This is a genomic window from Vibrio sp. JCM 18905, from assembly GCF_055393305.1.
On sequence record NZ_AP043879.1, the window covers coordinates 1,421,080 to 1,436,488 of the forward strand.

Sequence of the window (15,409 nt, forward strand, 5' to 3'; positions counted from 1 at the left end):
ACCTCACGCCGCTTGTTGGGTTGAGAAAGAAGGCAAAGAGCGCAGCATTTGTCCGTACAGTGCAAACACCATTTTTGCGGAGTCGATGATGACTTGTTGATCTTCCACTTTGGTGATTTTGTTCATCAGTGATTCAAAAAATTGCAGATGATCTTGGTCTAACACGCTGTGTGAAACTAGGTAAGTCATTGCTGAAGGCGGTAGGCTTAGCGTTGACTGGATTTTTTCTGCCATTTGGCCACCAATGCCGACGCTGGTGCCTTCTAATACCCACACCATGCCAAACAGCGCGAGTGGGTTGTGGCGGTCAATGTTGTGGTAAAGATAGGAAACCATCAATTCAATAGGCGCACCGACTTGGCCTACATCTTTGTTGTTGCGCACTGCTTCGGCATCGCCGCCACACGCTTTGATGTCATTTAAAATCCATTCTTGATGGCCTTTCTCTTCCTCGATGTACTCGGAAATGGCATCTCGTACCCATTCGTATTCGCCAGATAGTCGGCCTCCACACGCCATCAGCAAGGGAACAGTGTGCTTAACGTGATGGTAAGCTTGGGTTAGAAAGGCGATATACATATCTTTGGAAATGTTGCCTTGTTGAACGTCTGCGATGACTGGCGCAGTTAACATTGCTTGTTGAGCAGTGGCAGTGCTTTGTTTGAGTTGTTCGAAAAATAAAGTCATAACCTTCTCCTTAAGAAGCCGTTAACTAAGATGCAGTTTGGAAAGACGTAATGTGTTGCTGGAAGGGCAAATCGATGCGTTGGATCTTTTGCGCTTGCAGCGTTAATTCAGGCGTTGTGCTCGCTAACAACTGAGCCACATCATGTTCGATTTGATTTCGTTTGAGCTTGCCGTTATCCGTGTACCAACCAGAGATGGCTCGTGGGTTGTTAAGCAGCAATAAGGTTCGGATTTGAGCGTAATCGGGTAGGGTTCGGTTTAATGCATGAACCTTTGCTTCGACGTCTTCGCTATTGGCAATGACAGCACATAATGTTTGTTGGCTATCGCCTGTAACGATCAGTGGCGTCATCGGCAAAAACGCCAACGCTTCTGATTCAATCCATTCCGGTGAGACATTTCTGCCATATGCGGTGACGATAAGGTTCTTCTTGCGCCCCGAGAGAGTTACAAAGCCTTGCGCGTCAATTTGGGCTAAGTCGCCAGTCGCTAACCATTCTTGAGTAAACGGTTCATTCAAATAACCAAGAGCAACGTTGCCTTTGACGAGCAGTTCACCACCTTCCGCGATACGAATCTGAGCGTGGGGAAGCGGTTTGCCACACGTTCCTGCTTTAAATGTGGCTGGTGTATTCAAACAAACGACGGAGCCACATTCAGACAAGCCATAACCTTCAAACGCAGGGATGTTCAGCGCATGCGCGGTGTTAATCAGTTGCGACGACACTCTTGCGCCGCCAACGGCGACAAATTTTAGAGAATCCACAAGAGAGGGCTGTTGTTTCGCGATCTGAATGAGCGCAAGCAATAAAGCCGGTGTTAGCACTAAGCTTTCTGGTTTGATGGTCGTTAATGCTTGTGCAAACAAACCCGGTTCGAATTGGCTTGAACCGAGTAGGCCGGTTTGCGCTCCGGGTAAAATATATGACGTCACGCCCAACATGAGTGGCACATAAACGCCGGTTATGTTCTCGAGAAGTGTCGATAACGGAAGCAGCACTAAGTGCGAGTGCGCCGTGCCGTTTACTGCGTCGGCGAGCGATTTCGCCACCAAACACAAATGATCATTGCTTAAACAGACGCCTTTAGGCTGACCAGTCGAGCCAGACGTAAATGTGATTTTTCCGGTTTCTGGTAGATAAGCTACCCGTGTCTCTTCATCTCCCAACTGGTTACGACGCAGCAAAGGCAAATTTGCAATGGAAAGCGGATGGTCTTGCTGGTTAAAGCTTTGCTTAGGATGAGAAGCCAACCATGCTTGCCAATCGCCGACTAAAGCATCGACGCCTGATTGCTCTAATGTGTGTTCAACTTGTGCATCAGAGAAAAAAGTCGGAATAGGTACGACGACTAAATCTGCCGCCATCGCCGCCAAATCAACAATGGCCCAATTGATGCTGTTTTCTGCGCGTAGCGCGAGTGCTTTGATGTTCTGTGCAATAAGCTCGGCGGCAACGAGTTCGATCTTGTTTAACAATTCAGAGTAAGTCAGTTCAACGGTTTGATTCGCTTCGTAGCCGACAAGTGCTACTCGATCTGGTGTCGTTTTTGCCCATTTTGTAATGGCATCGAGGAGAATATTCATACATCACCTATATTCTGGCGTGGTGTTTAACCAAGTTGTTGTGGTTGTGTTTGCGTTTTTTTTCTTGGACTAATCGAAGGCGTTCGAGTCCTTTTTGCAAATTGCCAGCTAACACACGCGGTTGATGCTCGTAGTACGCCCCCCAAGTGGACTCGGCATCGGGGACTTTATTTTGATCGGCCTGCGCGATGATATGAGGCTCCAATCCTAGGCGCGCCATCATGGCGTGAAGAGGGTCTGTTGCGGTGAAGATGCACCATTCAAAACCGAGATTGACCAGCATTTCTGCGATCAGGTAGAAGTGCAGAGATGACATGCCCTTAGCGAAAGATGCCAAGTGACCAAACTCCACTAAGTTCGAACGTTTTACGTCGCAGTTAAATACGTTAGAAACCAGCTTTTGGGCGTCGTCTTCTAAATACTGTTCAAGGAACAAAGGTTCATCTTCGGCGATGCGAAAGCCGCATACGGAAATAATTTGACCGCCGTCAATGAGGGTTAAATACGCCGGCATAAACTGTTTGAGCTCGGCAAAGAATGCTTCTTGATAACGCTGAGAAACATGCTCGATAACTTGGCTCCAAAGCGGATGCATTGGATAGACGATGTCTAAAGTAAAGCCATCTACAGAAATTTGTGCATGGTGTTTCATGAGCGCTTCCTTTGTTTGATTGGTTATCAACAAAATAAAACGCGAAACTTAAGAAACTCTTAAGGAATGAAATTAAGTAGAAACTTTAAGAAAATACTTAGGAGCAGGGCTCAATATTGTTGTAACCCTTTTTACTACGGTGAATAAAATTAGAGCCAACCGATGTGATCGGTTGGCTCTAAAGTTAGGTGTCACGTATTTTAATGGTTGTGCCGATTACATGGCTGCTTTTTTAGCTTCGTCTACCCATGCGTCGAACTTTTTCTGGTTCGCTTTGATCCAGCCATTTACATGAGACTCGATGTCTGCTGAGCTGTTCTTACCTTGGCTCATCATCATATTCTGCGCACTAACATCATTGATGTTTAGCTTGATGATTTCAAACAGCTTCGCTGCTGCTGGGTTCTTTTCAGTAAACTCTTTGTTCGCAACGATGCGCATAGAGTTCATCTCGAAGCCGTAGTTCTTACCGTTCTCTAGTGTTGTGTCGATGTCCTTACGCTCACCAGGAAGTGAAGAGAATGGCACTTCTAACCAAACAACATCTTTACCCGGAACTAAGACGCCACTTACCCAGTAAGGTGTCCAAGTGTAGTAAAGAATCGGATCGCCTTTTTTGTAACGAGAAATCGTGTCAGCGATAATCGCAGCGTAGTTACCTTGGTTGTGCGTTACTGTGTCACGAAGCTTGAACGCATCCAACTGATGCTCAACGACCATTTCACAACCCCAGCCTGGGTTACAACCTGTTAAGTCCGCTTTACCGTCACCGTTGGCATCGAAAAGCTTGGCCAGTTTTGGATCTTTTAATTGACCAATATTTGTGATGCCATATTTTTCAGCGGTTTTTTTATCGATCAAGTAGCCTTGCGCAGCACCACTTACATATTGACCTTTGCGGAAAAACTTATCATCACCGCCAGACATTGTGTACTTATCGGCGTGAAGAGGGAACCAACCTACTGCTAAGAAAGTGGCGTCGCCTTTAGCAATAGAGGTATAGCCTACGTTGTAATCCACTTCTTTAGTTGGTTTTACATCGTAACCAAGCTCTTCAAGTGCACGGTTTACGATCAATGTTTGAAACGTTTCCTCTGCAACGGTTGATTGAACTGGCTGAACAGTCACACCTTCACCCGGTAGTTCGCTTGCCACACCATAAGTTGAAAATGCGATAGTACTTAGAGCTCCAACAGAGAGCGCTTTCTTCCATGAATTATTCATTGATGTTTCTCCTAAGTTTTAGATCGTCTTGGTTCGTCTTTGTTTTCAGTTTTAATAGGTATGAAACAGGACCTGTGTGATACCAGCGAAGCTTGGTGTTACCCGCATTAACCCCTAATACTTGGGTAATACGGTCTAATAAAATGGCAAGAATTACGATGCCTAAGCCACCGACAGCAGCAAGACCCATATCAAGTCGGCCGATACCACGAAGTACCATTTGGCCCAAGCCGCCAACCGCAATCATTGAAGCGATCACAACCATAGAAAGTGAAAGCATCAAGGTTTGGTTTACCCCTGCCATAATCGTTGGTAACGCCAATGGCAATTGGATGCGGTAAAGCATCTGTTTTTTGTTTGCCCCGAAAGAGTGGCCCGCTTCGATCAGCTCTTCAGGTACTTGCTGAATCCCTAAAATAGTCAGGCGCACAACGGGAGGCAGTGCGAAAATGATGGTTACTACAACGCCAGGAACGTTACCAATACCGAATAGCATAACGATTGGCACTAGATAAACGAACGCGGGGGTCGTTTGCATTGCATCGAGTATTGGTCTAACAAATTTGGCTGCGGTTTGGCTTCTCGCCAACCATATCCCCATCGGTAGCCCGATAAGCAAACAGAAGAAGACGGCGGTTAAAACCAGTGCGAGCGTTGTCATCGCCTGTGACCACGCACCAATTAGGCCGATAAAAACAAGGGATACAAGTGTTGAAAAACCGAGTTTTACATTGGAAAACTGCCACGCCAGCAAAAATAAAATGAGCACCATGATAGGCGCAGGTGTAGACACCAAAGCAGTTTCAAACGAGGTAAGAATAAAGTCGATTGGAACTCGAATTGCTTGGAAAACAGGGCGACCATGTTCCACCAACCAGTTCAATCCCGATTCTACCCAGCTATCAAGTGGTAGAACCGCATCTTGGAATGGGTTCATAATGTCGAATGGCGCTTGCTCTACAGTTTCTGAGCTTAACCAGTCATTACTTGGGGCAGCGTCAGCACCTGCACCTTGTGACCAAGGATCATCTTGTGCAGGAGCGGTATTCGACCAGGGATCATTGTTAGTTTGCTCTGAAGACATCGTGTTAATCCTTATCTAGTGTTTGTAGAAGACGTGATTTAGTCACGACACCAAAGTAAGTACCTTGCTCATCAACGACAGGTACGGCATAAGGAACGCCTGCAACTAGTCCCAAAATGTCATTGATTGACTGCTCTGGCTGAAGAGTGACTTCATCCGTCAATTGAGCACTGGCTAGAGAGCGGTTTTCTTTGTGAGCCAAACGTAGTGAGTCAAGAGACACGATGCCGGAATATCGGCTAGATTTATCGACGACAATGCCGTAATCACGGTCATGATCCATCAGAATCTGCATCGCAGAGCCCGGGCCATCATTTTCCGATTTCTTAAAGACGGCGGCTGGCTTCTTGCGAGCGATATCTTTTGCTGTCAAGACACTTGCGATGTTTACGCCGCGGAAAAATGCTTCAACATAATCATTTGCTGGGCTGTGCAATATTTCATCAGGTGTGCCAACCTGAACAACCTCACCGTTTTGCATGATGGCGATACGATCACCAATACGCATTGCTTCGTCCAAATCATGAGAGATGAAGACAATTGTGCGTTTATCATCGTTTTGTAGACGAATAAGCTCATCCTGCATCTCAGAACGGATTAATGGGTCTAAAGCGGAAAACGCCTCGTCCATTAATAGAATGTCTGGGTCACAAGCCAATGCCCTTGCTAAACCCACGCGCTGTTTCATACCACCGGATAATTCGTCAGGGAAAGATTCTGCATAAGGGTCTAAGCCAACTCTTTCCAAGGCGGAAAGGGCACTTTTCTGACGTTCATTAACATCAATGCCAGCAAGTTCTAAACCGAATGCAGCGTTTTCGATCACCGTCATGTGAGGCATAAGCGCGAAACTTTGAAAAACCATTGAGATATTGTTGCGACGAACTTCTCGAAGTTCGTCTTCAGAGATATGGGCAATATCTTTCCCTTTGAGATAAACACTGCCTTTCGTTGGCTCAATGAGTCGGTTTAGGAGTCGAACGAGAGTAGATTTTCCCGAACCAGAAAGCCCCATGATTACGAAAATTTCACCTTCGTTAATGGTGAGAGATACATCGTTTACGCCGACTGTTAAACCTGTCTGTTCAAAAATACCGTCCTTATCGATACCTTTTTCGATAAGCGAGAAGGCTCTTTCTGGGTCTTCTCCAAACACTTTATACAGTCCCTTAACTTCCAGTATGGGATCCATGTTATCTGTCCTTTTTTGTGTGTTTATAACTGTTTAACGATTTGTACTCTAATTAATTTTAGTTCAACTTTCAACGAATGGGGTTCGGTTAATTGGATTTTATGTGCATACAATAAACAATGAAGGTGGTGTGGTTAAATAGTGTTTTTATTAACAAAAATAGATATTTACGATTGGTTTTGTCTTCGCTTAACTTTTCCATGACATTGGTTTGAATTTATTTTGAAGTTTTTAGTACATTTCAACTCAGCCCATCTGCATAGCTATAAGGAGAAATAGATTAGAGGTCTATATTTAAAAACATTAGAGCTCTAATTTTTGGTTGGAGTTTTATTCTGCGAACTAGGTTAGGTGTTGTTATTCTTAGATTTATTCATTGATTGATTTCAATCTTGGTGATATTTATCGCTGTAGTTTAGGCAACGTATGGAATAAAAGATGGAAGCCGAACAGTTAGAAGTGCTCAACTTCATTAGTCAGTACCCACCTTTCGATGATCTACCCGAAGAGCAGTTAAAAAAGATCGCTCTAAATGCCGAGGTTGCATACTTTCGGCAAGGCACAGAGATACTCAATTTTGGAGACACGATCCGCGACTTATATATGGTGAGAAGCGGCGCTGTGGAGATCTACCGACGTAAAGGCGAACTCTATAACAGGATTGACGCTGGTGGACTGTTTGGACAGATGGGTTTGTTAATGAACAACCGTGTGCGTATGCCTGCCAAAGCGATAGAAGACACCTTGGTTTACTGTATTCCGGAGGATATTTTCAACGAGCTTTGTGATGAGTTTGAAAACTTTGCTGACTATATGGAACTGGAAGACAGCGCGCGTTTGCGAAGCGCAATATCCAGCCGCTCAGAAAGCAATGACTTTACCACTGCCAAGGCACGTAAGATCTTAGCGAGAGATCCGGTAACGTTGGAGGCGACGGCATCGATTCAAGAAGCCGCGATACTGATGGCGGAGGAAAATGTCACCTCTTTGCTTATTGTTCGCCCAGCAGAAGAACTCACAGAAGAAGATGATGAACAACTACTTGGAATATTGACTGATCGCGATCTATGTATTCGCGTATTAGCTCAGGGCATTGATACCAATATCCCAGTGAGTGAGGTCATGAGTTATGACGTGGTGTCTCTGGATTACAACGCTTATGTCTTTGAAGCCATGTTAACCATGTTGCGCTACAACGTGCACCATCTCCCTATTTTAAAAGATAAAAAGCCGATAGGAATTATTGGCATGACGGATATTGTCCGTTATGAATCTCAAAACAGTTTGTTACTCGTTAGCTCCATCTTCCAACAAACCAGCGTTGAAGATCTCAAGCAAGTTTCTGAACAAGTGAAAGACTGCTTTGTACGAATGGTGAATGAAGATGCCAACGCTCATATGATTGGTCGAGCCATGTCGGTAATTGGTAGTAGCTTTAAACAGCGTTTGGCTGAATTAGCAGAGCAAGAGCTTGGCCCTGCGCCAATTCCGTATTGTTTGGTCGCTATGGGATCGATGGCCAGGGATGAGCAGTTAATTGTAACGGACCAAGACAACGCCCTTATTCTCGATAACAGTTATGATGTTGAGATGCACGGGGAGTACTTTGAAAAGTTTGCCAAATTTGTTTGTGATGGTTTAGCAGCATGCGGGTATGCTTACTGTACTGGCGACATTATGGCAACCAATCCAGAGTGGCGAAAAACCCGAGCGGAGTGGGAGGAGTGCTTTGGCAACTGGATAGATAACCCAACTCCTGAAAGGTTGTTAAACAGTAATATCTTTTTTGATTTGTTAGGTGTTCATGGGCGAGTGAAGTGGGCGGAACAATTAAGCAGCTTTATTGTTAGGCGCGCGAAAAGAAACAACCGCTTCCTTGCATGTATGGCTTACAACGCGATACGTCGTACACCGCCATTGGGCTTCTTCAAAGATTTTGTTATGGAGAAAGATGGTCGTCACCGCAATTCTATTAACTTGAAAAGAAGAGGAACTGCGCCATTGGCAGATTTGATTCGAGTACATTCATTGGCAATTGGTTCCCGTTCGCAAAACTCGTTTGACCGTTTAGACGATATCAATGATGCGGGCATTTTACCTAAAGGTCGAGGAATGGACTTGAGGGATGCAATGGAATTGATCTACATGGTTCGAATTCGTCATCAAGCACTCGATATCGAAAATGGAGATGAACCAGATAACAACATTGAGCCAGAGAACATGTCAGAGTTTGAGCGCCGAAACTTAAAAGCTGCTTTCCAAATCCTTAGTAATGCACAGAACTTCATCAAGTTCCGATACCAGAGAAGTAGCAAATAATGTGGTTCTCAAAAAATGCAGCAAAAGATCAGCCGTTGTTGGATACGTCTCGGACGCCAGAGTGGTCAACGTTATTCAAACAGCTCGCGAAAGAAGCAAGAGACGAGAGGCTCAAACGTTATTACTCGACACCGATGGTTAATGGGGAAACACCAATTGAGGAAGTGCCATTTGTCTCGGTAGATTTTGAAACGACAGGTTTGAATGCGGAAGAGGATGCAATTCTCACGATTGGACTTGTGCCGTTTACCATTGATCGTGTTCAATGTAGTGGCTCTGCGCATTGGGTTGTTAACCCTAATCGTGAGTTAAACGAAGAGTCAGTTGTGATTCATGGCATCACTGATTCTGAAGTCAAAAACGCGCCCCAACTAACCCACATTTTAGGGGAAATATTGGATGCGCTGTCAGGCAAAGTTGTGCTTGTTCATTATAAAAATATCGAAAGGCAGTTTTTTAATAACGCGTTGCTAAATAGCATTGGGGAGGGGATACAGTTTCCCGTTGTCGATACGCTAGACATTGAACACGCGATACAGCGCCGTGAATGCAGTGGCCTATTCAATAAGTTAAAAGGTAAGAAGCCAGGCTCTGTCAGGCTGGGGCATGCTCGTGAAAGGTATCGCCTTCCTGCTTATCAACCTCATCATGCTTTGACCGATGCGCTGGCAACTGCTGAACTGTTTCAAGCACAGTTGCAATATCATTTTAATCGAAGCATGCCAATCTCTTCGATTTGGCAATAAGCGTTGTTTATGATGAAGACAATAAAATGCAATGAAAGGTAGGGGGCTTTGCGATTATTATGGCGGACTGAGTAACCGCTTATAAGAACTATGTTTTTTGAACATGTGCTTGGTAGTGATGGGAGGTTTCATCACTCAAACTCCGACGAAAGTAATTTAAATTTGGTCACGTATTTTTAAGGAGATTATCCGTGAGCACCGATAATAACGGTGGCATTCAACGCCCCGATGGAAAGGTAAACGCGATAGACACTGACTATCAAATTGGTCAGGATAACGTCGCGTTAAAAGTAGGCCCGTTTGGCCTTGATATTCATAACCGTGTTTTTGCAATTTCTGGTTTAGCAATCATCCTATTTGTTGTAGTAACACTATTATTTCGAGAACAGGTAGAGCCGTTTTTCGCAGATCTAAGAGCGGGTTTGTTACACCATTTGGATTGGTTCTTTCTCGCATCTGGTAATATTTTTGTCATTGTCTGTGTTGGGTTGATTTTTACACCGCTAGGTCGTGTACGAATCGGCGGTACAGAAGCGATGCCAGATTATTCCTATGCGGGTTGGCTGGCAATGCTCTTTGCAGCAGGTATGGGTATCGGTCTGGTGTTCTTTGGTGTATCAGAACCTATGTCTCATTTTAGTTCTGCTATTGGTGGCGTGAACGTTGAGAACGGTGTTCGTACTGACTGGGCCCCTCTAGGTGGTGCAGAAGGCGATGCAAGTGCTGCATCTGCACTAGGCATGGCGGCGACGATTTACCACTGGGCGCTTCATCCGTGGTCAATTTATGCGCTATTGGCCCTTGGTTTGGCGATTTTCTCGTTTAACAAAGGCTTACCACTTACCATGCGATCTATTTTTTACCCACTGTTTGGTGAGCGTGTATGGGGTTGGACTGGTCACATTATCGACATTCTTGCCGTTGTAGCGACAGTTTTTGGTCTGGCAACGTCTCTAGGTTACGGTGCGTCTCAAGCCGCAACGGGTTTGAACTTCCTATTTGATGTTCCAATGACGAATACTACGCAGGTACTATTGATTATTGGCATCACCGCACTCGCTTTAATCTCAGTTGTTGCGGGACTAGACAAAGGCGTGAAAATCTTATCTGAGATCAACATGGGTCTCGCTGCGCTTTTACTGCTTTTCGTTATTGTTGTCGGCCCGACGATCGCGATTTTAACGGGCTTCTTCGAAAATATAGTGTCATATGTGGCTAATATTCCTGCCCTATCAATGCCATTTGGACGAGAAGACGTAAACTATTCTCAAGGTTGGACAGCATTCTACTGGGCTTGGTGGATTTCTTGGTCACCATTTGTCGGTATGTTCATTGCGCGTGTATCTCGTGGTCGTTCAGTTCGTGAGTTCATTATTTGCGTTATCCTTATCCCTTCTTCTGTTTGTGTGTTATGGATGACCGCTTTTGGTGGTAACGCTATAAGCCAATACGTGAGCGATGGTTATGAAGCCGTGTTCAACGCGGAATTACCGTTAAAACTATTTGCCATGTTAGATGTGATGCCGCTAGCTGAAATTACATCTTTCGTCGGTATTATTTTGGTGGTGGTATTCTTCATTACCTCTTCAGACTCTGGTTCACTGGTTATTGATACTATTGCTGCGGGCGGTAAGGTCGATGCGCCAACGCCTCAACGCGTGTTCTGGTGTACGTTTGAAGGCTTAGTTGCGATTGCATTGATGCTTGGTGGTGGCCTAGCGGCAGCTCAAGCAATGGCCGTGACCACAGGCCTACCATTTACGATTGTTCTGCTTGTTGCAACGGTTTCTCTAGTAAAAGGCTTGATGGATGAACCTCGTCCAAAAGCGGTTTCTAAGAAGAAATCGAAATAACCAACATCAGCAGTTAAATATTTGAATAAAGCGGCATGCGAAAGCATGCCGTTTTTTTTGATTTTTGAATTTTTTGCTGAGAAATGAAGACCATGGAGGACTGTTTTTTCTGTTCGTTTTTTATACTTATTCTTTAAGTGATTTTTTAATAAATTAGACCTCGAACTATTTTAAGATTGGGTTAAATGGCGTATTTTTGTGATGCCTGTCACAAAAATACCGATAAAAAGGCGGATTATTTGATTTTTAGTCGCGAGGGATGCCCATAATAAAAAGGAAATTTAATTAGACCTCAAAGGATATGTATTTCCACATGATCACATCAGCACCTTGGGTTCTTTATCCAGAGATTGGAGAAGACTCAAGTAAAAAATGGATTTTTCGTGAGCCTAAAATCTCTGATGGTGACGACATTTACAGCTTAATTGCAGACTGTCCTCCATTGGACATGAACTCATCTTATTGCAATTTCCTACAGTCTACGCATTTCAGCAAAACCAGTATTTTGGTTGAGCAAAAAGGCGAAATCGCAGGTTTCATTTCCGGTTATCAGAAACCAGACGAGCAAGACGTTTTATTTGTCTGGCAAGTTGCAGTCTCACCTCGCTTTAGAGGTCACGGTTTAGCATTCCGCATGTTGAAAGAACTTCTCACCCGAGAGGAATTGGGCGGTGTTAAATCGGTAGAAACTACCATCACGGAAGATAATAAAGCCTCTTGGGCATTGTTCAAAAAGTTAGATGCGATGAACGGCAACTCTGGCCAAGTAAGCACATTTTTGGATGAAGAAGCCCACTTTAAAGGCAAACACGATACAGAATATTTGTATCGCATTCCTCTCAAATAATCCTCAAACAATAGGAATTAAAAACGGTCTCATCATGGATATTTTCAAAAAGCAGGAATCCAACGTACGCTCATATTCAAACAATTTCCCAGTCGTTTTTCGTAAAGCGAAAGGTTGCTGGCTGGAAACAGAACAAGGTGAACGATACTTAGACTTCCTTGCTGGAGCGGGATCTCTAAATTACGGCCATAACAACCCAGTACTTAAGCAAGCACTGCTTGAGTACATTGAGATGGACGGTATTACTCACGGTTTGGATATGCACTCAGAAGCGAAAGCATCGTTTCTTGAAGCGTTGGATACTTACATCCTTAAACCAAGAAACTTGGACTACAAAGTCCAGTTTACTGGCCCAACTGGTACTAACGCCGTTGAGGCAGCACTTAAGTTAGCGAAAAAAGTAAAAGGTCGCGACAGCGTCGTTGCATTTACCAACGGTTTCCACGGTTGTACAGCTGGCGCACTGGCTGCAACGGGTAACCAGCATCACAGACAAGGTAACGGTTCTAGCTTAAGTAACGTCACTCGTATTCCATTTGAAGGTTACGCTGGCGTTGATGGTCTAGCATTGTTCGAAACCATGCTAAACGACAACTCTGCAGGTATGGATAAACCAGCCGCTGTACTTCTTGAAACTGTGCAGGGCGAGGGTGGTTTAAATGCAGCTTCAAACGAGTGGTTACAACGTTTGAGCAAAATCTGTAAAGCCAACGACATTCTTGTGATTGTCGATGACATTCAAGCTGGCTGCGGACGTACAGGTACTTTCTTTAGCTTTGAGCCGTCAGGTATTCAACCAGATATCGTGACGCTATCGAAATCGATCGGTGGTTACGGTTTACCAATGGCCGTCGTGCTACTCAAACCAGAGCTAGACCAGTGGAAGCCAGGTGAGCATAACGGCACGTTCCGTGGCAACAACCATGCATTTATTACCGCGGCGAAAGCATTAGAAATTTATTGGGCAAATGATGATTTTGAAACACACATCAAGCAGTGTTCAGACAAAGTAAGTGCTGTTATTGATCGCTGCGTTCGTCGCTTCCCACAAATGTTTGTACAGAAAAAAGGTCGCGGCATGATGGTTGGTATTGAGTGTATCAACGGTGATATGGCATCTGAAATCGCGAAAAACTGTTTCGAAAACGGAATGGTAATTGAGACAGCTGGCCCTGACGACGAAGTCGTTAAGTTCTTCTGCCCACTTACGATTAGCGAGTCAGAACTAGACCAAGGACTAAGCATCTTTGAAAGTGCAGTGGAAACCATTGCTGCGAAACATTTCAAACAAGCATCTTAATAAGGATTATTAATTATGATCGTCAGAACACTCGATGAGTGTCGCAACAGTGAGCGACGTGTGGTTTCAGATAACTGGGAAAGTGTCCGTATGTTGTTGAAAGATGACAACATGGGTTTCTCTTTCCACATCACTACGATTTATGAAGGTACTGAAACACACATTCACTATCAAAATCACCTAGAATCGGTTTTTTGTATGAGCGGTGAAGGTGAAATTGAAGTCGTTGGTGGAGAAACTTACCCGATTAAACCGGGTACGTTATACATCCTTGATAAACACGATGAGCACTACTTGAGAGCTTATAAGAATAAAGAAATGGTAATGGCGTGCGTATTCAACCCACCAATTACCGGCGCTGAAGTGCACGATGAAAACGGTGTTTATCCTCTCGTTGACTAAAAGATAGAGGTGGGGTGCTTGTCGCCCCACGATCAACTATCTCTTCTTTTTTCTTTTAAAGTTACCAATCAAAAAAGGCTTATCATGACATTTACCGTAGAAAAAATCGGCGGTACATCAATGACAGCATTTGATGCTGTTCTCGACAACATTATTCTTCGTCCTAAATCGCCATACAATCGTATCTTTGTCGTCTCTGCATACGGCGGTATGACCGACGCGCTACTCGAATGTAAAAAAACCAGTAAGCCAGGTGTTTATCAGCTTATCGCGAAACGTGATGACAAATGGGAAGAAGCGTTAGCATACGTTGAAAGCCGTATGCTGCTCACCAATGAAAATATTTTCGCGGACCCAATGAATCGTATCCGTGCAGATAAATTCATTCGCTCACGTATTGCTGAAGCGAAAAATTGTATTGCGAACATTTTAGAAACTTGTCAGTACGGTCAGTTTTCGCTACGTCAGTATTTGCCTCAAATTCGAGAGTTTCTGTCGTCTATCGGTGAGGCGCACAGTGCTTACAACACGGCACTGAAACTAAAAAATATGGGTATTAACGCTAAGTTCGTTGACCTGTCCGGTTGGGACAATCAAGCGCCAAGGAGCCTTGATGAATCGATCAGTGATGCGTTTGCTGATATCGATGTGTCAAAAGAACTGCCAATCGTTACAGGTTATGCTTACTGTAAGGAAGGCCTAATGCACACTTATGACCGAGGTTATAGTGAAATGACATTTAGCCGAATTGCAGCGATAACAAAAGCGGATTTAGCGGTAATTCACAAAGAATATCACTTGAGCTCTGCAGACCCGCGTGTTGTTGGTCCTGAAAAAGTTTTGCCAATTGGTAGTACAAACTATGATGTAGCAGACCAACTTGCTAACCTTGGGATGGAAGCGATTCACCCAAATGCAGCCGCAGGTTTACGTGAGAGTGGTATTGAGCTACAGATTAAAAATACATTTGAACCTGAACACGAAGGCACTTTGATCTCTTCAAGCTACCGCCCAGAAGAAGACAAAGTCGAAATTATCGCAGGTAAAGAAAAGGTGTTCGCACTGCATTTGTTTGACCAAGCGATGGTGGGAAAAGCCGATAACGTTAGCTACGAATTAATGGAAATTATCTCTGATGCTCGCGTAAGTTTAGTTGGTAAAGAGATGAACGCGAACTCTATCACTTACTATCTAGGTGGCAGTACTGATAGCTTGAACAAAGTATTGTATAAAGCTGAAAAACGCTATCCGAATGCGTCGATTAAAGGCCGTATGGTCGCGCTGATTTCAGCCATCGGTTCTCAAATTGACACTAACAAGACACTAGCGAAAGGTGTACTTTCTTTGATGAACAATGGCGTAACGCCAGTTGCACTTCACTCATCAATGAGAAATGTAAACGTTCAGTTCGTAGTGGGTGATAAAGAATATCAGCGTGCGATTTGCGCATTACATGATGAATTCTTTCAGAGCAATAGTTTAACTAAATCGGTTAACGTAGCTTAGTTTATTCACGGT

The 15,409-nt window shown here is 44.2% G+C and carries 13 protein-coding genes; 7 read left to right on the forward strand and 6 right to left on the reverse strand.

Translation table 11 applies throughout. The annotated features are described in order from the left end of the window. Positions 1-3: 3 nt before the first annotated feature. The 6 genes from ACZ5ZC_RS14765 to proV form a co-directional block, all read right to left on the reverse strand. On the reverse strand, positions 4-687 hold the full coding sequence (locus tag ACZ5ZC_RS14765; protein ID WP_464932039.1) for a TenA family transcriptional regulator: 684 nt from the start codon (positions 685-687) through the stop codon (positions 4-6). A 25-nt stretch (positions 688-712) separates the two neighbouring features. Further along, the gene (locus tag ACZ5ZC_RS14770; protein WP_464932040.1) at positions 713-2,272 is read right to left on the reverse strand and encodes an AMP-binding protein; all 1,560 of its coding nucleotides are present in this window, start codon (positions 2,270-2,272) and stop codon (positions 713-715) included. A 7-nt stretch (positions 2,273-2,279) separates the two neighbouring features. Then, positions 2,280-2,924 (reverse strand): thermostable hemolysin, encoded by a 645-nt coding sequence (locus ACZ5ZC_RS14775; RefSeq protein ID WP_464932041.1) that lies wholly within the window; start codon positions 2,922-2,924, stop codon positions 2,280-2,282. A 216-nt stretch (positions 2,925-3,140) separates the two neighbouring features. Next, complete coding sequence (proX, locus tag ACZ5ZC_RS14780; RefSeq protein WP_005393392.1) at positions 3,141-4,148, reverse strand: glycine betaine/L-proline ABC transporter substrate-binding protein ProX; 1,008 nt, start codon at positions 4,146-4,148, stop codon at positions 3,141-3,143. Then, positions 4,141-5,232 (reverse strand): glycine betaine/L-proline ABC transporter permease ProW, encoded by a 1,092-nt coding sequence (proW, locus tag ACZ5ZC_RS14785; protein ID WP_046874899.1) that lies wholly within the window; start codon positions 5,230-5,232, stop codon positions 4,141-4,143. Before proW ends, proX begins: the two co-directional genes overlap by 8 nt. A gap of 4 nt (positions 5,233-5,236) precedes the next feature. After that, a complete protein-coding gene (gene proV / locus ACZ5ZC_RS14790) occupies positions 5,237-6,424 on the reverse strand; it encodes a glycine betaine/L-proline ABC transporter ATP-binding protein ProV (RefSeq protein ID WP_005393388.1) in 1,188 nt (395 codons plus the stop codon). Positions 6,425-6,862: 438 nt separating this feature from the next. Between proV and ACZ5ZC_RS14795 the strand changes: the two genes are divergently transcribed. The 7 genes from ACZ5ZC_RS14795 to ACZ5ZC_RS14825 all read left to right on the forward strand — a co-directional run bounded on the left by ACZ5ZC_RS14795 (position 6,863) and on the right by ACZ5ZC_RS14825 (position 15,397). Beyond that, positions 6,863-8,743: a DUF294 nucleotidyltransferase-like domain-containing protein gene (locus ACZ5ZC_RS14795; protein WP_006741594.1), complete on the forward strand. Its 1,881-nt coding sequence runs from the start codon at positions 6,863-6,865 to the stop codon at positions 8,741-8,743. After that, the gene (locus ACZ5ZC_RS14800; RefSeq protein WP_005393383.1) at positions 8,743-9,489 is read left to right on the forward strand and encodes a 3'-5' exonuclease; all 747 of its coding nucleotides are present in this window, start codon (positions 8,743-8,745) and stop codon (positions 9,487-9,489) included. The genes ACZ5ZC_RS14795 and ACZ5ZC_RS14800 overlap by 1 nt, the downstream gene beginning before the upstream one ends. Before the next feature lie 191 nt (positions 9,490-9,680). Then, on the forward strand, positions 9,681-11,342 hold the full coding sequence (locus ACZ5ZC_RS14805) for a BCCT family transporter (RefSeq protein ID WP_464932042.1): 1,662 nt from the start codon (positions 9,681-9,683) through the stop codon (positions 11,340-11,342). Positions 11,343-11,655: 313 nt separating this feature from the next. Continuing rightward, positions 11,656-12,189, forward strand: a complete 534-nt coding sequence (ectA, locus tag ACZ5ZC_RS14810; RefSeq protein WP_005393379.1) for a diaminobutyrate acetyltransferase — start codon at positions 11,656-11,658, stop codon at positions 12,187-12,189. Between the two features lie 34 nt (positions 12,190-12,223). Further along, entirely contained in the window at positions 12,224-13,489 is a 1,266-nt protein-coding gene (ectB, locus tag ACZ5ZC_RS14815) for a diaminobutyrate--2-oxoglutarate transaminase (RefSeq protein ID WP_005393371.1), read from the forward strand. Positions 13,490-13,504: 15 nt separating this feature from the next. Then, complete coding sequence (locus ACZ5ZC_RS14820; protein WP_005393369.1) at positions 13,505-13,891, forward strand: ectoine synthase; 387 nt, start codon at positions 13,505-13,507, stop codon at positions 13,889-13,891. 84 nt (positions 13,892-13,975) lie between these two features. Continuing rightward, complete coding sequence (locus ACZ5ZC_RS14825; protein ID WP_005393366.1) at positions 13,976-15,397, forward strand: aspartate kinase; 1,422 nt, start codon at positions 13,976-13,978, stop codon at positions 15,395-15,397. The last annotated feature ends 12 nt before the right edge of the window (positions 15,398-15,409 follow it).

Bases quoted from the DNA above. Each gene is read 5' to 3' on its own strand.
- ACZ5ZC_RS14765 (WP_464932039.1), bottom strand. From the start codon at position 687: ATGACTTTATTTTTCGAACAACTCAAACAAAGCACTGCCACTGCTCAA.
- ACZ5ZC_RS14770 (WP_464932040.1), bottom strand. From the start codon at position 2,272: ATGAATATTCTCCTCGATGCCATTACAAAATGGGCAAAAACGACACCA.
- ACZ5ZC_RS14775 (WP_464932041.1), bottom strand. From the start codon at position 2,924: ATGAAACACCATGCACAAATTTCTGTAGATGGCTTTACTTTAGACATC.
- proX (WP_005393392.1), bottom strand. From the start codon at position 4,148: ATGAATAATTCATGGAAGAAAGCGCTCTCTGTTGGAGCTCTAAGTACT.
- proW (WP_046874899.1), bottom strand. From the start codon at position 5,232: ATGTCTTCAGAGCAAACTAACAATGATCCCTGGTCGAATACCGCTCCT.
- proV (WP_005393388.1), bottom strand. From the start codon at position 6,424: ATGGATCCCATACTGGAAGTTAAGGGACTGTATAAAGTGTTTGGAGAA.
- ACZ5ZC_RS14795 (WP_006741594.1), top strand. From the start codon at position 6,863: ATGGAAGCCGAACAGTTAGAAGTGCTCAACTTCATTAGTCAGTACCCA.
- ACZ5ZC_RS14800 (WP_005393383.1), top strand. From the start codon at position 8,743: ATGTGGTTCTCAAAAAATGCAGCAAAAGATCAGCCGTTGTTGGATACG.
- ectA (WP_005393379.1), top strand. From the start codon at position 11,656: ATGATCACATCAGCACCTTGGGTTCTTTATCCAGAGATTGGAGAAGAC.
- ectB (WP_005393371.1), top strand. From the start codon at position 12,224: ATGGATATTTTCAAAAAGCAGGAATCCAACGTACGCTCATATTCAAAC.
- ACZ5ZC_RS14820 (WP_005393369.1), top strand. From the start codon at position 13,505: ATGATCGTCAGAACACTCGATGAGTGTCGCAACAGTGAGCGACGTGTG.
- ACZ5ZC_RS14825 (WP_005393366.1), top strand. From the start codon at position 13,976: ATGACATTTACCGTAGAAAAAATCGGCGGTACATCAATGACAGCATTT.